Here is a 19,253-nt window from a genome sequence, read left to right on the forward strand (position 1 = left end):
GGACAGATGGAGATCAATTCAGATGACGGCGTCCTTCGAGTGGATCGGGCTCGCCTCGGTCGTGGTGAGCGGGCTGGTTCCCGTAGTTGCCGCCCTGGTTTCCGGCTGTCTTGCGCAGCGGCGGGACCGGGAGCGGACGAAGCCGGGTGTCTCTGCTGGGGAGCAGCGGCACCCGGCTTCGTCCGGGTCGGACGTGCAGGGGGAGGAGGTCGTGCGGGTCGAGGTCACCGGCGCCCGGGACGTCGCGGTCGCCGTCGGCGTGGTGGCGGGGCCGGTCGTGCACGTCTTGTGCACATGCCGAAGGAGCGGGCTCCGTGGTGAGGGATGAGGCGCGAACGGACAGCGTCGTCGTGGACGGCAGCCTGGGGCAGCAACTTCTGGACTATTACGCCACCTTCATGGCGCAGATGCCCGGCACCTTGCGGAGGAAGACGGGTGGGACGCTGTCGCTCCACGCCTGTGAGGACGTGGCGCAGGAGGCGTTCCTCAGAACGGCGCGCCGTCTGCAGTCCGGTCAACTGGACGAGGACGTCAACGTTCCGGCGTATCTGGCGACAGCCGCGGTGAACCTTGTCCGGACCCGCCTGCGTGCGGAGCGGCGCCTTGAACTGACCGGGGAATTGCAGGCGTTGCTGCCCGAACAGCGGCGCGGGGACGCACCGGTGGACGACACCGACGCCCTGGAAGATCTGGTGTGGTCGGCGATCGAGGCGATGCCGCCGAGCCGGCGCCGGCAGGTGGTGCAGCTGCAGAGCCGCGGGCATACGGACCTGGAGATCGCGGCCATTCTCGGGATGCGCGCCGACCAGGTCTACCGGGAACGGTACAAGGCAGTGGTCGATCTCCGGCGGGCGCTGCGGGATTTCATCAGGGACCAGCATCAGAACAAGACGCGATGCTTGAAGAAGGACAGGTGAAGGGTGTGAGCTGCTTCAACAAGGACAGTGGCGACCGCCAGGCGCCCCTGCTCCCTGCCGGGCTCGTGGAACTGATGAGCACGCTGACCGGACCGGCGGACTTCTGGGACCGCCCCGACGGGGACTTCGGCATGCCCGCCGAGTCCGTGGAGCCCGACCGCGCGGCGCGGCAGCGGGCGAACTCGCTGTACCGCCTCGGATCCCGTGCCCTGGGCCGCGGTGACCTGCACGACGCGGTGAGCTGGCTGGGCGACGCGGTGTCGGCCGGCCATCCCGGAGCGCTGTTCCGGCTCGCCGTGGTGGCGTTGCGGGCCGGCGAGGACTGGGAGCAGGACGCCTGGTTCCTGGTCGCCGAGGCCGCACGCCTCGGGCACGGGGACGCGGCCCGGCTGGTGCGTGCCCTCGGCCACCGCCGCCCCGACGCGGAGTCGGAGGTGGCGCGAGCCGAGGACGGCGAATACTTCGATGAGGCCCGCCAACTGCTCGGTGTCAGCGAGGAGATGCTGGTGGCGCAGGCCCCGGAGGATCCTTCGAAGGAACCGGGAGGGCTCGGTGCGGCTGTTCATCAGGTGCCGCCCGGTGCCGGTGCGTCCACCGAGGCGGGGCCGTCGCGGCTGTTCCTGGTCACCGCTCCCCCGCTCCCCCCTCTGTCGAGCGCGGCACGCCCCGACAGCGCGGTCCGCCCCGACAGCGCGGACCGCCAGGACGGCACGGACGACCGGAGCCGCCCCACCGCGGCCGCCCCGGACCGTGTTCCCGTGCTTCAGCTCCCCGACCTCCGCGCGGCCGACGTACCTCGCACGGCCCTGGCGGGCGATCCGCGAAGGGCGCTCGGCGAGGAGCCGTGGTGGTCGGCGAACGCGCTGCGCCCCGCGGTCCTCAACAACATGGCGCGCAACCTTCCGGCCCGCACCACGACACCGCACTCGTGGCAGGCGGCGCAGCGGGCCAGGGACCTGGTCCACCTCATCAACGGCGCGGACGGCATCGACACCCGCACGCTCGCGCACAGGACCCGCCTTTCGATGAACACCACCACCCGTTTCCTGGACTGGCTCCGCGACCAGCACCTCATCACCACGGTGGGCGGCGCCCACCATCCGGGGCCGTTGATGAGACTGACCACGCAGCCCAACCGCGAGCTGCTCCGACAGACCCTCGCCGACCTGCGCGACAACCTCGACGCGGCGGTCTACCTCAGCAGTTACACCGACGGGGAGATCCACATCCACGAAGCCGCCTACAGCCACACCGCTCCCGCGGTGGACGAGTGGGCGCCCTTCACCGACACCGGCCATGCCAGCGCGGTCGGCAAGTGCCTGCTCGCCCAGCTCGACTTCGACTCCCGCATGGCGCACCTGTCCCGCTATCCCTCGGTCCAGCTCACCGAGCGGACCATCACCAACCCCCGTGATCTCCTTGAGGAGTTGGACGGCCACGGCCCGCACGCCGCGCAGTTCGATCTCCTCGAGTACTCCAGAAAGGAAGTCTGTGTCGCCTACTCGCTCGGCCTGCCCGGCCGGGCGTCCGGCATCGCCCTGTCCTTGCCCGCACAGCAATACGGCCGTCTCATCACCGCGGCCCGCTCCCTCAGCAAGCGCGCGACCGGCATCCTGCTCGCCCATCTCATCGCCGACGACACCGCCGCACACAGCGCGCGGCCAGGGAGGGACGACATGGCGCCCGAGCCACGCCGCGCCCTGCCCTGACCACGCCCGGACCTGACCGCGCCCATCCCTGACCGCGCCCATCCCTCACACCGCGCCACCACTTCCCCGCAAGCGGGCCGGGCGTGAGGATTGCGGTCATGGCGTTGTCGACGGCGTTCACGGAACTGTTCGGTGTGGAGCATCCGATCGCCCTGGCGCCGATGGGCGGGTCGGCCGGTGGCGCCCTGGCGGCGGCCGTTTCGCGCGGCGGCGGTCTCGGGCTGCTGGGCAGCGGGAACGGAGCGCGGGACTGGCTGGCCCGCGAACTGCCGGTCGTGGCCGACGAGGGCGCCGGTAAGCCTTGGGGCATCGGCTTTCTGACGTGGGCGATCGACGACGGTGCGGTGGCGCGGGCACTCGAGTACGGCCCGTCGGCGGTGATGCTGTCCTTCGGCGATCCCGGCCCGTTCGTGGAGCGCATCCGCAGTACGGGCACGGCGCTGATCATTCAGGTCACCGATCTGGAGGAGGCCCGGAGGGCGGTGGATCTGGGCGCCGATGTGATCGTGGCGCAGGGCACCGAAGCCGGCGGGCACGGCGCCCGGCACGGACGGTCCACGCTGCCGTTCGTGCCCGTCGTGGTGGACCTGGCGGCGCCGGTGCCGGTGCTGGCGGCCGGCGGGATCGCCGACGGCCGCGGCGTGGCGGCCGCCCTGGCGCTCGGCGCCGCCGGCGCACTGCTCGGCACCCGCTTCCAGGCCACGGCCGAAGCCCTGGTCGCCCCCGCGACCGCCAGGGCGATCGTCGAGGGCCGCGGGGAGGACACCGAGCGCAGCAGCGTCCTCGACATCGCGCGCGGCTCGCGGTGGCCGGCGCGCTACACCGCCCGCACCCTCGCCCACCCGGTCCTCGACGCATGGCGGGGCAGGGAGGACGAACTCGCAGCCGACCCGCATGCCCGGGAGGCGTACCAGGACGCCGTGGCACGCGGCGAGATCCCCGCTCTGCCGCAGTGGGCGAGCGAGGCCGTCGACCTCATCGACGACCTTCCGTCCGCGGCCGATCTGGTGGCCGACCTGGCCGCCGGGGCCGAAGACGCGCTGGCCCGGGCCGGCAGACGCTGACCAGCACGACCGCGACCGCGGACCGAGGATCCGCGCAGTGGGGGACGGAACCGGTGCCGCTACGCGGCGGTGTTCACCAGCGGATCCCTGCCGCCACCGGCAGATGGTCGCTGCCGGTGGCCGGCAGCACCCACGAGCTTTTCGGCTCCACGCCGCGGACCAGGATCTGGTCGATCCGCGCCACCGGGAACTTCGCCGGCCAGCTGAAGCCGAAGCCGTCCCCGGCCTCGGCCTGGGCCGAGTGCAGCTGTGAGGTGAGGCCGGTGAACGAGCGGTCGTCCATGGTGCCGTTCAGGTCGCCGAGCAGCACCATCCGCTCGTTCTTCTCGGCGGCGAGGGCCTTGGCGAGCGCCCGCGCGTTCCGGTCCCGTGAGCCCGTCCAGAAGCCGTCCCGGGGAGTCACGCGTACGGACCCCAGATGGGCCACGTACACCGCGAGGGGCCCCTGGTCCGTGGCCACCGTGGCGCGCAGCCCCCGGTTGTCGGCGAGCTTCACTTCGGCCGGTTTGGCGGCCCCGAGCGGCCCGACGTCCTGCTCGGTGTCGACCGGCCGGGTGTCCGACAGCGGCAGTTTGCTCCACAGGCCGACCGTGCCCTGCACCGTGTGGTGCGGATACGCCTTCGCCAGTTCCTTCTCGTACGTGCCCTTGTCCTGCGGGGTGAGCTCCTCGAGGGCCAGCACGTCGGCGCCGGAGGCGGCCAGGTCGCGGGCGGTACCGGCCGGGTCGGGGTTGTCGGCGCTCACGTTGTGGCTGACCAAGGTGAGGTCGCCGCCCGCGTCGGACTTGTCGCCGAGCAGCCCGCCGAAGAGGTTCAGCCACACCATGACCGGCAGCAGCAGCGCGCCCACCGCGGAGGCGGAGCGGCGCCACAGCGCCCCGGCGAGAAGCACCGGGATGAACAGGCCGAACCACGGCAGGAAGGTCTCCACCAGGCTGCCGATGTTCCCGACCCGGTTCGGGATCGTCGCGTGCAGCAGCATGACCAGGCCGAGGAGCAGCGCAAGGACCGCGAGCACGAGGCCGCGCCTCCAGGGCTCGGGCCGGGAGCCGGCGCGGATCGCCCGGCGGACGCGTTCGCGCCGGGTCCCGGAGCCGGTGCCTCGGCGGCCGACAGCGTGCTGCCCGGTGCCCAGGTGGCCGGCGGCGTCCTGCCCGGTGCCGAGGTGACCGACAGTGTCCTGCCCGGTGCCCAGGTGGCCGGCGGCGTCCGGTTCGGCCTCCGCCGCGTGCACCGCGTGCGCCGCGTGCGCCGTCTCCGCCGCGTCCGCCCGCACCATCGTCTGTCCTCGTTCACTGCCGGTCACTGCTGCATCCTCGGGTCCTGGGTGGGGTCGGCGTACATCCGCGGACAGCCGCGATCGCTCGCGTCGCTGCGCAGTTCGTAGTGCCAGGGTTCGTTCTCGTAGATCTGGCACAGGCCGTACGCGGCGCCGTGCTCGGACAGCCAGGACGTGGCGGCGGACCGCCCGATGTCGACGGCGTCCCCCGACACGTGGGGTGACGTCTGCGCGGTGGCCACCCATCGGGCGGCCTCGGCTTCGGACCCGTATTTCGAGACGGCCTTACGAAGAAGCTGGTCCTGGTACTCCGGGGAACGCCAGCCGCTGTTGACGTAGAACTCGACTCCGGCGCCCGACGCGGCCGTCGCCGCCCGGCGCAGGGCCGTGCGCAGATCCGGGTCGAGGTGGGCCACGGCCGGAACCTTGTCGTCGAAGACCGTCACGCCGTCGGGCACGGCACCGTCGGCCTCGCCGAGCGCACCACGGCGCTCACTGCGGTCCAGATGCGCGGACGGACCGTTCGGCGCGGACGGACCGTTCGGGGAGGACGGTGGCGCGGCCGTGCGGGACGGTGCTGCGCTCGCGGAGGACGACGGCGTCGGCCCCTGGCAGCCGAGAGCCGCGGTGAGCGCTGCGATGACGGCTGTCAGGCCGATGACCAGGAGCCCGCGTATCCGGCGGCTCCTCGTTCGTACAGACGGAGAGGTGTGACTCATACCGCCAGTGAAGACAGCGCGACGTTGCCGGCGCGTATGTGGTTTTCGATATGCCGACGATATGTGGCGACCCGTAGCGTTGACGGCATGCGTGTGCTGATTGTCGAGGACGAGCCCTATATGGCAGAAGCCATCCGCGATGGCCTGCGCCTGGAAGCGATCGCGGCCGACCTCGCGGGTGACGGTGACACCGCTCTGGAACTCCTTGGCATCAATACGTACGACATCGCCGTCCTCGACCGCGACATCCCCGGACCGTCCGGCGACGAGATCGCCAAACGCATCGTCGACTCCGGCAGCGGAATGCCGATCCTCATGCTCACCGCGGCCGACCGTCTCGACGACAAGGCCTCGGGATTCGAGCTCGGCGCCGACGACTACCTCACGAAACCCTTCGAACTCCGGGAGCTCGTCCTCAGGCTCAGGGCGCTCGACCGCAGACGCGCCCACAACAGGCCTCCCGTGCGCGAGATCGCGGGCCTGCGCCTCGACCCGTTCCGCAGAGAGGTCTACCGGGACGGCCGCTTCGTCGCGCTGACCAGGAAGCAGTTCGCCGTGCTCGAAGTGCTCGTCGCCGCCGACGGCGGTGTGGTCAGCGCCGAGGAACTCCTGGAACGCGCCTGGGACGAGAACGCCGACCCGTTCACCAACGCCGTACGCATCACCGTCTCGGCCCTGCGCAAGCGCCTCGGCGAACCCTGGATCGTCGCCACCGTGCCGGGCGTCGGCTACCGCATCGACACGCAACCGGAGGCCGGGCATGCGGGAGACGCCCGTGGATAGGGCGCCAGGGGTGAGCGTTCGCCTCAAACTCACCCTCAGCTACGCCGGGTTCCTCATGGTGGCCGGGTCTCTGCTGCTCGCGGCGGTGTGGGTGTTCCTGCTGCGTTACGTCCCCGACCGCGCGATGCTCTACGACCCCGACGACCGGCCCGACGGCATCTTCCCCATCCGGTCCGTCCTTTTGGGCGTCTTCGCTCCGAGGGCGGCCGCCGTGATGGTGTTCCTTCTGCTGTTCGGGCTCCTGGGAGGGTGGATCCTGGCCGGCCGTATGCTCGCCCCGCTGAATCGCATCACGGCCGCCACGCACATGGCCACGCACGGATCGCTCTCCCACCGGATCCGGCTGCCGGGCCGCAAGGACGAGTTCCGCGAACTCGCCGACGCCTTCGACGGCATGCTCGAGCGGCTCGAAGCGCACGTCGCCGAACAGCAGAGATTCGCAGCCAACGCCTCGCACGAACTGCGCACCCCGCTGGCCGTCTCGAAGGCGCTGCTCGACGTGGCCCGCACCGATCCGAACCATGTCACCGGCGAAGTCATCGACCGCCTCCACGCCGTCAACGCCCGGGCGATCGACCTCACCGAGGCACTGCTCCTGCTCAGCCGCGCCGAGCAGCGGACCTTCACCCGGGAACACGTCGACCTCTCCCTCATGGCGGAAGAAGCCACCGAAACCCTCCTCCCCCTCGCGGAAAAGCACGGCGTGACCATCGAGACCGGCGGCGACATCGCTCCTACGACGGGATCGCCGGCGCTGCTGCTGCAGCTGACCACGAACCTCGTGCACAACGCGATCGTCCACAACCTGCCCGGACGGGGCACCGTGTGGGTCACCACCGGCGTCCGCCCCGAGACGGTGGTGCTGACGGTCGAGAACACCGGCGAGAAGCTCACCCCTCAGCTGGTCTCGACGCTGACCGAACCCTTCCAGCGAGGCACCGAACGCGTACGCTCCGATCACGCCGGCGTCGGTCTCGGCCTGGCCATCGTCAAGACCATCACCCAGGCACACGACGGCACCCTCACCCTCACCCCGCGCCCTGCAGGCGGGATCCGCATCACCGTGGAACTGCCTACGGCGGCCCCGCACAGCGACCGGTGACGAGCAGCAAAAACATTCATGGCCGGGCAGCCGGGCGGCCGGGGCCGCTCCGCGTCACGGCAACGAGCGGGTGAGCCAGGCCACTTCGCCGTTGTCCTCCATGGAGACGTGATCCCGCTCGAACCCGAGCTTCTCAAGGACACGCAGCGACGGTGTGTTCCAGGTGCCGACGGTCGACCAGAGCCGTTTCCGCCCGGTCGCCACAGCGGCGTCGAGCACCGCGCCGGCCGCCTCGGTGGCGTAGCCACGCCCATGCACGCGCTGGAAAAGTTCGTACGCGATCTCCGGTTCCTCAAGGGTGGTGCGGCCGATGATCAAGCCGCAGTAGCCGATGAAGTCCCCCTCGTCACGGCGCTGGATGGGCAGCAGGGCGATCCCCGTCTTCGCCGTGGCGGCGAGCAGTTCCCCGATGGACGACCGGATGCGCTCGACCGTGGGCGTGCCGTTGCCGCGTTCGGAGAGGAGCGCGCAGAACTCGGCAGCGTCCGACTCCTCCCACGGCCGCAGTATCAGCCGCTCGGTCTCCAGGTGGAATGACATGGTCTCGTACGTGGACATGGGCCCAACTCTGCCTGATGGCCGTCCCCAACTGCGGCTGGGGGCAGGGCTCTACCGACGTCTCCCACCGGGACCGGAGGCTCTGCGACCCCGCAAACCCGACGATCGGCTACTTCGCCTTGTGATCGAAGTAGGCGCCCTGTTGTGTCCGCACCGGCAGGTGTTGGGGACAGCTTCACGCGACGGCCCTCTACCGGGGGGCGCTGCCAGAGGAAGCGCGGTGAGAGCTATGCAGGACACCCAAGTCGCCGGGGCGCTCGCGACGACGGCCGCCGAGCTGGACGCCCAGGACGAACTCGCCTTTCTGAGACGGCGGTTCCACCTGCCGGACGAGGAGGTCTACTGCGAGAGCACCTGTCTGGGTCCGCTGCCCGTCAACGTGCCCCAGGAGATGGCCCGCACCGTCGCGCAGGAGTGGGGGCGCGGCCTGCTCTCCTCGTGGTGGGAGGCCGGCTGGTGGGACGCGCCGCGCCGGGTCGGTGACAAGGTGGGCCGGCTCGTGGGCGCCGCCCCGGGCCGGACCGTCGTCGGTGACTCGACGACTGTGCAGTTGTTCAACGCACTCGTCGCCGCGGCCCGGCTGCGGCCCGAGCGGCGCACCCTCCTCGCCCCCACGACGCAGTTCACGACCGTGCGTTACATCACCGACTCCGTGGCCCGTCTTCTAGGACTGCGGGTGCGGAGGGTCGCCCCCGCGGAACTGTCCGCCGCCCTGGGCGCCGAGGGTGACGACGTCGCCGTACTCGTCCACGAAGCCGTCGACTTCCGCACCGGCGAGGCCCACGACCTGGCCGGGCTCACCCGCGCGGCACACGCCGCCGGTGTCGTCTGTCTGTGGGACCTCAGCCATGGGGCCGGCGTGCTGCCCGTCGGCCTCGACGTCCACGACGTCGACTTCGCCGTGGGGTGTACGTACAAGTACCTGTGCGGCGGGCCCGGAGCACCCGCGTTCCTCTACGTCAACGCACGGCACCAGGACGCCGTCGACCAGCCGCTGCCCGGCTGGACCGGACATGCGGAACCCTTCGCGATGCGGGACGTCTACCACCCGGCCGAAGGCATCGACCGCGGGCGCATAGGCACCCCGTCGATCCTGTCGATGATCGCGCTCGAGCATGCGCTCGACGCCTACGAGGGCGTCACCATCGAGCAGATCGGTGCCCGCGGCCGCTCGCTCACCGGGTTCTTCCTCACCTGCGCCGACGAGTTGCTCACGCCCCAGGGCGTCGGCGTCGCGACCCCACGGGAGCCGCAGAGCCGCGCCGGTCACATGGCGGTACGCCACCCTGACGCCGAGGACATCATCGGCCGCCTGCGCAAGCGCGGCGTCTACGCCGACCGCCGCCCGCCGGACCTGATGCGGTTCGGCCTGCACCCGCTGTTCTGCACGCACCGGGAAGTGCTGCGCGTCGTCACCGAGATCACCGAGGTGATCGCCTGAGCGAGGGGTACTGGCAGACTGCCCGGTCATGAGCGGATACGGAACGAGCCCGGGCAGCAACGGCGTTGGGGCCGGAGTGACATTCGGGTTGCTGGGTGCGTGGGCGCTGCACGATGCGGAGGAAGTGGCCCTGGTGCCGCCCTGGGCGCATGCCCGGGTGCCCGAGCTGCGAGAACGCTTCCCGCGGGTGCCCGGGCGGATATGGCGGCAGCTGGAGTCCGTCGACCGGCGTGAGTTCACGCTCGCGGTCGCCGGGATGGGCGTCGTGGTCGCCGCGGCCGCTGCCGACGGACACCGTACGGGCGGGCGCTCCGCCTTCTACCAGTCCGCACTGAACGGATTCGGGCTGCACGGTCTGGTGCATCTGGCGCAGGCCGCCGCCGTGCGCCGGTACACCCCGGGCTCGGTCACCTCGCCGCTGGTGGTGATCCCCTTCACGCTCTGGGCCCGAGGCCGGCTGCGGGACGCGGGGGTCCTGCGTCCCACGCGCCCCCGCGATGCCGTGCAGGGCCTGGCGCTTGCCGCGGCGGCCACGGCCGGGGCGCATGTGGTGGCGCGGCGGCTTGTCCGCCGGGTTCGCGGCACCTCCCGGTCTTGATCCTTCGCGTGACGCACCGGAACGAGACGCACCGGAACGAGACGCACCGGAACGAACTGCCTCCCCCGTGCGGCGGATACGGGCGCGACCTCCGGATGATGTCCGGGCACGGGATGGACGGCGACGATCAAGGCACAGTCATGACACACCGATTGGAGCCTCACCGTGTTGAAGTGGACGCTGCGGGCGGCCGCCGTCCTTGCCGTCGTCGCCGCGATCGCCGTCCCCGTCGCCGTGCCCGCGTCCGAAGCGGTGGTCGCCGCGCCGGCTGTCGTCTCCTTCGCGTCCGCCCCGTCGGAGCATCCCGTCGTCCTCAAGGGAGCCCCGCCGCTGTCCGGTTGGAAGCCCTGAGCTTCAGCGCGGGCTCAGTGAAGCCCTGAGCTTCAGCTCGGGCTCAGTGAAGCCCTGGGCTTCAGCTCGGGCTCAGTGAAGCCCTGAGCTTCAGCTCGGGCTCAGCGTGGTCAGGACGCGGTCGGGGGTCAGCGGCAGCCGCCGGAAGCGGACGCCGGTGACGTGGTGGACGGCGTTGCCGATGGCGGCGGCCGTGCCCACGATGCCGAGCTCGCCGACGCCCTTGCTGCCCATGGGGTTGAGGTGGCGGTCGTGTTCGTCGATCCAGTGGGCCTCGATCCCGTGGACGTCGGCGTGCACGGGGACGTGGTACGAGGCCAGGTCGCTCTCGGGGAAGTCACCGAAGTCCGCGTCCATGGTGCTGTGTTCGGTCAGCGCCATGCCCAGGCCCATGGTCATGGCGCCGATGAACTGGGAGCGCGCGGTGACCGGGTTGAGGATGCGTCCCGCGGCGAACACACCGAGCAGACGGCGTACGCGTACCTCGCCGGTGACGGCGTCGACCTGTACCTCGGCGAAGTGGGCGCCGAAGGCGTGCCGGGCGTAGGGCGGGTCCTGGTTGGCGGAGGCGGTGGTGTCCGCCGTGGCGGTCAGACCGCCCTCGGGGATGCCACGGTGATCGGCTGCCTTCTTCATCAGCGTGGTGCAGGCGTCGTGCACGGCCCAGCCCCAGGAGGCGGTGCCCGACGATCCGCCGGCCAGCGGCGCGTCCGGCAGATCGGAGCTGCCGATCACACAGGTCACCGCCGACAGCGGCACGTCCAGGGCGTCGGCGGCGACCTGTGCCAGGACGGTACGGGCGCCGGTGCCGATGCCGGTGGCGTTGACCTCGATCAGATAGCTGCCGTCGGGGCGGGCGGTGGCGCGGGCCGTGCTCGGGGCGACCTGCGCCGGATAGGTCGCGGCGGCCACGCCGGTGCCGAGCAGCAGGGGCCCTTCGCGGCGCGGGGTGCGCGCCTCCTGCCAGCCGAAGCGTGACGGTCGAACGGATCGCGCCGCCCCGGCGGTGCCCGTCCCCAGGGCTTCCGGGTCCGGGGTGCGGGTCCGCCGGATCCTGCGGGTCAGCGGGGCTCTCGGGTCCGGGGTGCGGGTCCGCGGGATCCTGCGGGTCCACGGGATACAGGCCGGGTCCGGTGCCGCCCTGCTGCGGTGCACCGGGTGCTGCGGCGCCGTCGTCCCGCGCGTCTTCGGTTCCCCTTGCCACCGTGGGCTCCTTCGGGCTTGTGTCGAGGCGGTACCAGGACCTGGTAACCGGCCTGGGGCCATTCACCCGTCCCGGCATGCCGGAAAAACGCCTCCGTCCGGCCTCGCGGATTCCGGTGATCTGCGCTGCGTACGGCGTCTCAGTCGTCGGCGATCTGCACCAGCAGCGCGAAGTGCCTGCCGTCCGTACCCGCGAGCAGACTGTCGAACAGTGGCGTGAGCCCGTTCACGGCGCCGCATTCGGTGTCGTGATTGGTCCACCAGGCGGCATCCGGGCCGAGCAGGGACACCACCCGGCCCGCCGCTTGCGCGGCCACCTCGGCAGACAGGTGCCGGTGGCCCGGCCAGAGCAGGTCGACGGCCGCGACCTGGGCCAGGAACGCGGCGGCCTCGTGCGTCTCCACCGGTTCCAGAGCGGCGCAGACCGCCGGGACCGACGGCGGCGCGTACCCGGACAGGAAGCGCCGCCATTCCTCATCCGCCGCGACTTCGGCCAGGAGCCCGCGGATCCGAGCAGCCAGCTCCGGCAGACCGGGGTCCGGCTCGGTGAACCGCCGGGCCGCCGTGTACACCCGCAGAGGCGTGGACAGCTCCGCCATCCCCGCTTGCAGGCCGGCCAGGACACTCATGGACTTCACGGACTTCACGGACTTCATGGCGGGATTCTGCCGTACGCGGCCCACTCTGCTCGGTCCACCCGCACAGGCCGGGGCAGCACCGGCAGACGGCAGCGGCGGAACGCCTGCAGAATTCCGCAAGAACGTGGGGCCGAGGGCGAGTTCACCTTCGGACCCCACGTCCTTACGGCCGCACTTCCAGATTCAGAGCATGATGAGCAGACGCGTCTTCGGCTTGAGTTTCCTGTTCACCGACCGGCTCTGTACGTACACCTCCAGCTTGGGGTTGTTCCCCGCCTTCACGGAGACGGTTCCCTGGATATTCGAACCGAAGAGGAGGCTGCGCGCGGCGTCGCCCGTATAGGCGCGGTCGGTGTCCTTCTCGACGACGATGATTTCCTTGTTCTGCTGGACCTGAACCCGGGCGCCCAACTGGTAGTAACACGCACCGCGTTCATATGTCACACCAGGATGCGAGTTCACGAAGGGGCGGATCTCCACTTCCTTGTCGACCTTCAGGAGACGGTATTTGTCCGCCGGAATCGGTTCGAGATTCGCCCGGACCTCGTCGAGCGATATGTCCTGGCCGACGGCGAAGAGGTTCTTCGTGCCACGCACGCCTTGCTCCCGCCCCCGGAGGAAGCTGGTGGCGGCGGCGCGCACGGTGCCGATCGCCTCCTCGACGCCCTGCTGGGAGTCCGCGTCCCAGACGGCGATGTTGCCCGCCGGGAAGCCGTAGTTCTGGGCGGTGCGCTTGGCCAGGGAGTTCGGGACGAGGATCGCGGACGTCCAGTGGTCCCGAAGCCCTCCCATCTTCGCGGTGATCTTGTCGAGCCAGGGCCCGAGGATGGTCATGTCGCCGTCGTGCCGCCTGTCGCCGCCGGAGGCATTCTCCTCGCCGTCCGTCACCACGATCTGGAGGAAGCTGTGCTCCCCGTATTCCTCCCAGATATGCCCCAGGTCGTCCAGGGACTTGAGCGAGGCCTCAATGAGGGCCGTGGCCCCGTTGTTCACCTGGTACAGGCCACGCATGGACGGCAGATGCTTCACGTCCATGTCCCACACCAGATTCTCCACCCTGTGATCGAAGGAGTAGAGGCTTATCCGGGTCTCGTGGCCGAGGCTGTCCGATTCGGCCTTCAGTCCCGCCACGAACTCGTCCACAACGCGGATGAGTTGACTCTGGTGCTTACGCATGGAACCCGAGCAGTCCACCACCAGCGCGACGTGGTTCACCTTGTGCTGAATCCTGTTTGCGGACACGTTTGTGTTCCCCCTCCGAGGTTCCCCGAGTGATGCTTTCACTCTATGGGGAGGCACTGACAATGGCCTTTGCTCGGGCCCGCACGGCTACTTGCACGCGAGAGATCCGCGATCGCTCCGCCCACCACCTGCGGCACGGCTACCGTGACCGTGTGGATCAGGATGAACTGCTGCGTCATTCCTCGTCGTTCGGCGCGGCGGCGGGCGCCTACGCCGAGCACCGTCCGGACTACGCGCAGGCCGCGGTGCGTTGGGCGCTCGAGCCCGCGCCCGGCCCGCGCGTGCTCGACCTCGGCGCCGGCACGGGCAAACTGACCGCCACGCTGGTCGCGCTGGGTGCCGAGGTCATCGCGGTCGAACCCGACCCGGCCATGCTGACCGAGTTGCGCCGCGCTCTGCCGGAAGTCCATGCCCTGTCCGGTGGTGCCGAGGCGATCCCGCTTCCGGACTCCTGCGTCGACGCGGTCCTCGCCGGCAACGCCCTGCACTGGTTCGACATGGCCGTCGCGGGACCCGAGATCGCCAGGGTCCTCGCGCCCGGCGGCATTCTGGCCGGCCTGTGGAACCTCATGGACGACGAGGTCGACTGGGTCGCCGGGCTCGCCCGGGTCAGCGGGAGCGCGGCCATCGGCCCGCGTGACACGCCGGCCGGCTGGCGCGCCGAGACGACCGGCATGCACCTGCCGAAGAGCGGCGTGGCCGCCCGGTTCGGCTCGCCGGAGCAGGCCCAGTTCCCCCACGGGCAGCGCCGCACCGCCGACTCTCTCGTCGCAACTCTCGCAACCCGCGCGGGGATGCTGGTCATGCCGGAACAGGAACAAGAAGCCACGCTGGGCCGGATCCGTGCCTTCCTCGCGAGCACACCGGAGACCGCCCGTGGCGAGTTCACCCTGCCGATGCGGACCGGAGTGCTGCGCGTCCGGCCCCTGTGAGAGCCATCGACCGCCCGACAACACCCGCTTGAGCACTGAGCGCTCCGCGGGATGTCCGGTAGGGCACCCGCCCGTGCGTCGTGCCTTGTCGCTCCCCCAGCTACCGCTGGGGGTACCCCCAGCGCGGCGGAGCCGCACATCGACACAGCCCCGCGCCCCTGTGGGACACAACGAAGGGCCGGACCCTGCAGCCCGGCGGGCGCCGAGCGGCGCAAAGGCAGCTGTTCGCCGACAATCCCAAAACGGGAGGTGTACGCATGACCGGCGGCCTGCAGTGGCTCGAGCACACGGTCCGGATCCGTCCGGTGCCGGCGGACCGTGCCCTGGTGCTACGCGGCGCGGTGGGCATGCTGGTGCCGCTGGCCGTGGGGCAGGCGGCCGGGCGCCCGGACCTCGGGGCGGCCGCAGCCCTCGGTGCCTACGGCGCGGCCGTCGACGACAGCTCCGCTCCCTGGCGCACCCGCGCCCTGACCCTGGTGCTGCCACAGATCGGCGGTGCCATCGGACTCGGCCTGGGCCGCCTCACCCACGGCCAGGCATGGGCGCAGATCCTGCTGGTCGCCGTAGTCGCGCTGGTCTCCGGTCTGGTCTCGACCATCGGCCGCATCAGCGACATGGCCACCCTGGTGCTGCTGCTCGCCACCGCCATGGGACTCGGTCTGCCCACCGGCCCGCCCTGGTGGCAGATGCCGGGACTGTTCCTGCTCGGCGGTCTGCCGCTGATGCTGCTGTCGCTCGCCGACGCGCTGCGCCATCCCGGACGAGCCGAGCGGCGGTCCGTCGCCGACGCGGTACGGGCCGTCGCCGAACTCCTTGACACCGCCGACGCCGACACGGCCGCCGCCGACGCCGACACCGCCACTTGGTCCGATCGCCGTCACGCTGTGACCGCCGCGATGGACGCCGCGTACGACACAGTGCTGGTGCGCCGCCTCACCGCGCCCCGGCCGGGCAGCACCGCGGCCCGGCTCGCCGGCCACCTGAACCACCTGGTCGAAGTGATCGCCGCCGCCCCCGCCGTCCGTACCCCCGCCACCAACCCGCCTCCCGCGTACGCCGACGCCGTACGCCACATCGCCGACGCCATCGAGACAGGCGCCATCAAAACAGGCGCCATGGAAGCAGGCGCCAAGTCACCACTCCCCCAGCTCCCCGAACTCCCGCCCGCCCCGCAGGACCCGCCCCTGCGCGAGCTGCACGCAGCCGTCATGGGCCTGGCCGCATCCGTCACCGCTTCCGAGGACGATCCGGTCCGTCACGTCGCGCCGCACCACGTGGCACCGCGGCCCCGCCCGGCCCGGCGCCTGGTCTCGGCGCTCACCGAGCGGCTGCACGATCCTGTCGCCCGCCGCCACGCCCTCCGGCTGGCGGTATGCATGGCGGCCGCCCAGGCCGTCGCCGCACTGAGCGGTCTGCCCCGCTCCGGCTGGCTCGTACTGACCGTCGCCCTCGTGGTCCGCCCCGGCCTCGGCACGGTTCCGGCCCGGCTCGTCCTGCGCGCCGCCGGCACCACCGCCGGTGTCCTGATCGGCCTAGCCGCCGTCACCTTCCTGCCCTCCGGCTGGTGGCGCATCGCCGCCACCGTCGTCCTGACCGGACTCCTCCAGGCGTACGCCCGCCGCAATTACGCCCTGCAGACCCTCTTCCTCACCCCGGTGATGCTCCTCCTCGCCGATCCCCTCGGCCAGGCGGGCTCAGCCGTACCCGAGGCCCGTCTGCTCGACACCGTGATCGGCTGCGCGCTCGCCTTCGCCGTCGGCTACCTGCTGTGGCCCGAGGACACCCATGCCCGGGTCGACCACCGCCTCGCCACCGCGTACGACGCCATCGCCGACTACGCCGATTCCCTGGAGCGCTCCGGCGACCCCGGAACCCTGCACACACTGCGCCGCCGCATCCACCACGACCTGGCCGGCGTCCGCACAGAACTGGCCCGCCTGCACACCGACCCCCGCCACCACCACACCCTGCAGTCCTGGCGCGACGACCTCGCCCACGCCGAAGCCGTCATCACCCGCCTCACCGCCATGAGCGCGGCGATCCACTCCGGGGCGACACCGGACCCCACCGCGGCCCTCCGCGACCTGGCCGACCATCTCCGCGAACGAGCGGCTCATCTGCGGCGCCCGAAACGGTGAACCACCAACGGGGCAGCCACCCGCCGGTCCAGTGCACCTGGCTCCAGCGCACCTGGCTCCAGCGCACCTGACTCCAGCGCACCTGACGCCGGGCGGGCCCTGCCCGGGGTGGTCACTCGTCCAGCCCTCCCCCGCTGCGCGGCGGGCACCGGACGGCAAGTCTGGGAGGACCCCGACGACCGACGGCCGTCAACAGCCGTGCGGGAGGCGGGATCTCATGTCGGCACGGAGCACGAGGAGCGGCGTTCATGGCCAAGGCGTATCTGGTGGGCAGCGGTATCGCGTCCCTGTCGGCGGCGGCGTTCCTGATCCGGGAGGGTTCCTTCGCGGGCACGGACATCGTGATTCTGGAGGAGCAGGACCGTACGGGCGGCAGCCTGGACGCGGCGGGCTCGCCGGAGACCGGCTACACCATGCGCGGCGGCCGGATGTTCGAGATCCACTTCGAGTGCACCTACGACCTGCTGTCCTCGATCCCGTCCCTCGACGACCCGTCGAAGTCGGCCACCGACGACACCTTCGCGTTCCACGAGGACTTCGCCTGGGACGACCACGCGCGCCTCGTCGACGAGAACGGCAAGGTCGTGCCGTCGCACTCGATGGGCTTCTCCGAGCGGGACCGCCTGGAACTGGTCAAGTGCGTGGGGACCCCGGAGAAGCTGCTCGACGGCAAGCGGATCACCGACTGTTTCAGCGAGGGGTTCTTCCAGACGAACTTCTGGTGGATGTGGTGCACCACCTTCGCCTTCGAACCGTGGCACAGCGCGATCGAGTTCCGCCGCTATCTCAACCGCTTCATCCATCTGTTCAAGACCTTCGACTCCATGTCGGGGATCTACCGGACCCGGTTCAACCAGTACGACTCGATCGTGCGCCCTCTGCTGAAGTGGCTCACCGACCAGGGTGTCACCATCCAACTCGACACCCAGGTACGGGACTTGAGCCTCGCGGACGGCGACGCGCTCACCGTCGACGCCCTCACTTGGACGCGTGGCGGCAGCGACGAGACGGTCCCGGTGGGCCCGGAGGATCTCGTCCTCGTCACCAACGGCTCGATGACCGCCAACTCCACGCTCGGCTCCACCGACACCGCCGCCGCCCTCGACACCTCCGGCACCGGCGGCTCGTGGCGGCTGTGGGAGACCCTGGCCGCCAAACGGCCCGGCCTGTTGGGCGACCCTGCCGTCTTCAACACCTCGATCGACGACTCCACGTGGGAGTCGTTCACGGTCACGACGAAGGACCCCACCTTCTTCGAGCTCATGGAGAAGTTCTCCGGCAGCGAGGCGGGCAAGGGCGGTCTGATCACCTTCAAGGACTCCGGCTGGCTGCTGACCATCGTCCTCAACCACCAGCCGCACTTCCACGAGCAGCCCGAGGACACCTTCGTCTGGTGGGGTTACGCCCTCTTCCCCGACAAGCAGGGCGACTTCGTACGCAAGCCCATGCGCGAGTGCACCGGCCGCGAGATCCTCGACGAGGTCCTGCACCACCTGAAGTTTGAGCAAGGGCCGCAGATTCTTGAGAACTCGATCGTGATCCCGGCCCTGATGCCGTACATCACCAGCCAGTTCCTGGTCCGCTCCGCCGGGGACCGCCCCCAGGTCGTCCCCGCCGGCTCCACCAACCTCGCCTTCATCGGCCAGTACGCCGAAGTCCCCGACGATGTCGTCTTCACGGTGGAGTACTCCGTACGCACCGCCTGGACCGCCGTCGCCACGCTCCTGAACCTCGACAAGCAGCCCCCGCCCGTCTACAAGGGCGGCCACGACCCCAAGGTCCTGGTCGAGGCGCTGGCCACCATGCACCGCCGCTGAACACATCTCCGTGAGATCCGGGCCCGGCCGTCAGCACCGCGGCCGGGCCCCCTCGCCCGCGCGGCGGTTACCGCTCTCTCCCCCAACTCACGCTTTGCGGGCGGCTTTCTCGGCTGCCCGCACTTGGGCGGCGAACTCCTTGGCCGGCAGACGCTCCAAGGTCCCACCATGGCGCCGGGCCAGATCGTCGGCCGGCTGATGCGATTCCTCGTACAGATCGGCCACGAGCATCGCCGTACCCTCCTCGACCCGGCTGCTCAGAAAGATCATCCCGGCCCAGCCCTCCTCCTCGCGGGCCCGCTCGACCGCATCGGTGACCGCCGCGGCGTTGGCAAGGCCGAGGAGCGCCCCGACCGGACCGGCGAGCAGCCCGAGCAGGCCGCCGGCCACGCCCGCGCCCACCGTGTACTTGGTGGTGTCCTCCGCATGGCTCTCCGGCACGTCCACCATCCCGTCGGGCGACCGCTCCAGAACCCCCACGTACGCGAGTCCGGGCAGGACCACCTTGGCGTTCTGGAACGCCTCGCGGCAGTCCTGCGGATCGGTGAAGGACATCAGCAGCACGTTGTGCTCGTCGGCCATGACGGCTCCTTGGCGTAAAGGGGAGTGCGCCATTCCAGTGCACCTGGCGTCAGCCGTCCCCGCCAGCGGAACTGCTCCTCATGCCGCACGGGAACCGCCTGGCCCGGCCGACGCAGCACCCCTCGCACCCGCCCTCCGGTGAATGTCATACGTCGGGAGCGCCCGGGAACGACATGCTCC

The 19,253-nt window shown here is 70.9% G+C and carries 17 protein-coding genes and 1 pseudogene; 11 read left to right on the forward strand and 7 right to left on the reverse strand.

Annotated features, from left to right (window positions below; genetic code table 11):
• Positions 1 to 314 precede the first annotated feature (314 nt).
• The 3 genes from ACFQVC_RS22960 (at position 315) to ACFQVC_RS22970 (ending at position 3,690) form a co-directional block, all read left to right on the forward strand.
• A complete protein-coding gene (locus ACFQVC_RS22960) occupies positions 315 to 917 on the forward strand; it encodes an RNA polymerase sigma factor (RefSeq protein ID WP_381833369.1) in 603 nt (200 codons plus the stop codon).
• Positions 914 to 2,626, forward strand: coding sequence for an IclR family transcriptional regulator domain-containing protein (locus ACFQVC_RS22965; RefSeq protein ID WP_381833372.1), 1,713 nt, complete (start codon positions 914 to 916; stop codon positions 2,624 to 2,626). Before ACFQVC_RS22960 ends, ACFQVC_RS22965 begins: the two co-directional genes overlap by 4 nt.
• A gap of 98 nt (positions 2,627 to 2,724) precedes the next feature.
• Complete coding sequence (locus ACFQVC_RS22970; RefSeq protein ID WP_381833375.1) at positions 2,725 to 3,690, forward strand: nitronate monooxygenase; 966 nt, start codon at positions 2,725 to 2,727, stop codon at positions 3,688 to 3,690.
• Positions 3,691 to 3,763: 73 nt separating this feature from the next.
• Here the strand turns inward: ACFQVC_RS22970 and ACFQVC_RS22975 are convergent, their stop codons facing one another.
• Together ACFQVC_RS22975 and ACFQVC_RS22980 are read right to left on the reverse strand one after the other, a co-directional pair.
• Positions 3,764 to 4,969 (reverse strand): endonuclease/exonuclease/phosphatase family protein, encoded by a 1,206-nt coding sequence (locus ACFQVC_RS22975; RefSeq protein WP_381833925.1) that lies wholly within the window; start codon positions 4,967 to 4,969, stop codon positions 3,764 to 3,766.
• A 23-nt stretch (positions 4,970 to 4,992) separates the two neighbouring features.
• Complete coding sequence (locus tag ACFQVC_RS22980) at positions 4,993 to 5,688, reverse strand: M15 family metallopeptidase (protein WP_381833378.1); 696 nt, start codon at positions 5,686 to 5,688, stop codon at positions 4,993 to 4,995.
• Positions 5,689 to 5,775: 87 nt separating this feature from the next.
• Here ACFQVC_RS22980 and ACFQVC_RS22985 point away from each other — a divergent pair, with 87 nt between their 5' ends.
• Both ACFQVC_RS22985 and ACFQVC_RS22990 read left to right on the forward strand, forming a co-directional pair.
• A complete protein-coding gene (locus ACFQVC_RS22985) occupies positions 5,776 to 6,471 on the forward strand; it encodes a response regulator transcription factor (RefSeq protein ID WP_381833381.1) in 696 nt (231 codons plus the stop codon).
• Positions 6,472 to 6,481: 10 nt separating this feature from the next.
• A complete protein-coding gene (locus tag ACFQVC_RS22990) occupies positions 6,482 to 7,573 on the forward strand; it encodes a sensor histidine kinase (RefSeq protein ID WP_381833383.1) in 1,092 nt (363 codons plus the stop codon).
• 54 nt (positions 7,574 to 7,627) lie between these two features.
• On the opposite strand, the gene ACFQVC_RS22995 is transcribed toward ACFQVC_RS22990, so the two are convergent.
• Positions 7,628 to 8,131, reverse strand: a complete 504-nt coding sequence (locus ACFQVC_RS22995) for a GNAT family N-acetyltransferase (protein ID WP_381833385.1) — start codon at positions 8,129 to 8,131, stop codon at positions 7,628 to 7,630.
• 229 nt (positions 8,132 to 8,360) lie between these two features.
• On the opposite strand from ACFQVC_RS22995, the gene ACFQVC_RS23000 reads away from it, so the two are divergent.
• The 3 genes from ACFQVC_RS23000 to ACFQVC_RS23010 all read left to right on the forward strand — a co-directional run bounded on the left by ACFQVC_RS23000 (position 8,361) and on the right by ACFQVC_RS23010 (position 10,521).
• Positions 8,361 to 9,572: a kynureninase gene (locus tag ACFQVC_RS23000; RefSeq protein WP_381833387.1), complete on the forward strand. Its 1,212-nt coding sequence runs from the start codon at positions 8,361 to 8,363 to the stop codon at positions 9,570 to 9,572.
• Between the two features lie 28 nt (positions 9,573 to 9,600).
• Entirely contained in the window at positions 9,601 to 10,170 is a 570-nt protein-coding gene (locus ACFQVC_RS23005) for an HXXEE domain-containing protein (RefSeq protein ID WP_381833389.1), read from the forward strand.
• 165 nt (positions 10,171 to 10,335) lie between these two features.
• Positions 10,336 to 10,521: a hypothetical protein gene (locus tag ACFQVC_RS23010; RefSeq protein ID WP_381833392.1), complete on the forward strand. Its 186-nt coding sequence runs from the start codon at positions 10,336 to 10,338 to the stop codon at positions 10,519 to 10,521.
• A 90-nt stretch (positions 10,522 to 10,611) separates the two neighbouring features.
• Here the strand turns inward: ACFQVC_RS23010 and ACFQVC_RS23015 are convergent.
• The 3 genes and pseudogenes from ACFQVC_RS23015 to ACFQVC_RS23025 form a co-directional block, all read right to left on the reverse strand.
• Positions 10,612 to 11,496: pseudogene (locus ACFQVC_RS23015) on the reverse strand (xanthine dehydrogenase family protein molybdopterin-binding subunit); the annotation flags it as partial.
• A gap of 368 nt (positions 11,497 to 11,864) precedes the next feature.
• Positions 11,865 to 12,380 (reverse strand): hypothetical protein, encoded by a 516-nt coding sequence (locus ACFQVC_RS23020; RefSeq protein WP_381833395.1) that lies wholly within the window; start codon positions 12,378 to 12,380, stop codon positions 11,865 to 11,867.
• Between the two features lie 165 nt (positions 12,381 to 12,545).
• The gene (locus ACFQVC_RS23025) at positions 12,546 to 13,604 is read right to left on the reverse strand and encodes a vWA domain-containing protein (RefSeq protein WP_381833399.1); all 1,059 of its coding nucleotides are present in this window, start codon (positions 13,602 to 13,604) and stop codon (positions 12,546 to 12,548) included.
• Positions 13,605 to 13,756: 152 nt separating this feature from the next.
• Here ACFQVC_RS23025 and ACFQVC_RS23030 point away from each other — a divergent pair, with 152 nt between their 5' ends.
• The 3 genes from ACFQVC_RS23030 (at position 13,757) to ACFQVC_RS23040 (ending at position 18,491) form a co-directional block, all read left to right on the forward strand.
• Positions 13,757 to 14,536 (forward strand): class I SAM-dependent methyltransferase, encoded by a 780-nt coding sequence (locus ACFQVC_RS23030; RefSeq protein ID WP_381833402.1) that lies wholly within the window; start codon positions 13,757 to 13,759, stop codon positions 14,534 to 14,536.
• A gap of 257 nt (positions 14,537 to 14,793) precedes the next feature.
• Positions 14,794 to 16,674 carry an FUSC family protein gene (locus ACFQVC_RS23035; protein ID WP_381833405.1) on the forward strand — a complete coding sequence of 627 codons (1,881 nt, stop codon included), beginning with the start codon at positions 14,794 to 14,796 and terminating at the stop codon, positions 16,672 to 16,674.
• A 248-nt stretch (positions 16,675 to 16,922) separates the two neighbouring features.
• Positions 16,923 to 18,491: an oleate hydratase gene (locus ACFQVC_RS23040; protein ID WP_381833408.1), complete on the forward strand. Its 1,569-nt coding sequence runs from the start codon at positions 16,923 to 16,925 to the stop codon at positions 18,489 to 18,491.
• A gap of 87 nt (positions 18,492 to 18,578) precedes the next feature.
• Here ACFQVC_RS23040 and ACFQVC_RS23045 read toward each other — a convergent pair whose 3' ends face one another.
• Complete coding sequence (locus ACFQVC_RS23045) at positions 18,579 to 19,073, reverse strand: hypothetical protein (RefSeq protein ID WP_381833411.1); 495 nt, start codon at positions 19,071 to 19,073, stop codon at positions 18,579 to 18,581.
• Positions 19,074 to 19,253: the final 180 nt, after the last annotated feature.

Source organism: Streptomyces monticola, from assembly GCF_042665355.1.
Taxonomy (GTDB): domain Bacteria; phylum Actinomycetota; class Actinomycetes; order Streptomycetales; family Streptomycetaceae; genus Streptomyces; species Streptomyces monticola.

Excerpts from the sequence above, each read along its gene's own strand:
- ACFQVC_RS22970 (WP_381833375.1), top strand. The coding sequence starts at position 2,725 with ATGGCGTTGTCGACGGCGTTCACGGAACTGTTCGGTGTGGAGCATCCG.
- ACFQVC_RS22975 (WP_381833925.1), bottom strand. The coding sequence starts at position 4,969 with ATGGTGCGGGCGGACGCGGCGGAGACGGCGCACGCGGCGCACGCGGTG.
- ACFQVC_RS22980 (WP_381833378.1), bottom strand. The coding sequence starts at position 5,688 with ATGAGTCACACCTCTCCGTCTGTACGAACGAGGAGCCGCCGGATACGC.
- ACFQVC_RS22985 (WP_381833381.1), top strand. The coding sequence starts at position 5,776 with ATGCGTGTGCTGATTGTCGAGGACGAGCCCTATATGGCAGAAGCCATC.
- ACFQVC_RS22995 (WP_381833385.1), bottom strand. The coding sequence starts at position 8,131 with ATGTCCACGTACGAGACCATGTCATTCCACCTGGAGACCGAGCGGCTG.
- ACFQVC_RS23000 (WP_381833387.1), top strand. The coding sequence starts at position 8,361 with ATGCAGGACACCCAAGTCGCCGGGGCGCTCGCGACGACGGCCGCCGAG.
- ACFQVC_RS23005 (WP_381833389.1), top strand. The coding sequence starts at position 9,601 with ATGAGCGGATACGGAACGAGCCCGGGCAGCAACGGCGTTGGGGCCGGA.
- ACFQVC_RS23020 (WP_381833395.1), bottom strand. The coding sequence starts at position 12,380 with ATGAAGTCCGTGAAGTCCGTGAAGTCCATGAGTGTCCTGGCCGGCCTG.
- ACFQVC_RS23035 (WP_381833405.1), top strand. The coding sequence starts at position 14,794 with ATGACCGGCGGCCTGCAGTGGCTCGAGCACACGGTCCGGATCCGTCCG.
- ACFQVC_RS23040 (WP_381833408.1), top strand. The coding sequence starts at position 16,923 with ATGGCCAAGGCGTATCTGGTGGGCAGCGGTATCGCGTCCCTGTCGGCG.
- ACFQVC_RS23045 (WP_381833411.1), bottom strand. The coding sequence starts at position 19,073 with ATGGCCGACGAGCACAACGTGCTGCTGATGTCCTTCACCGATCCGCAG.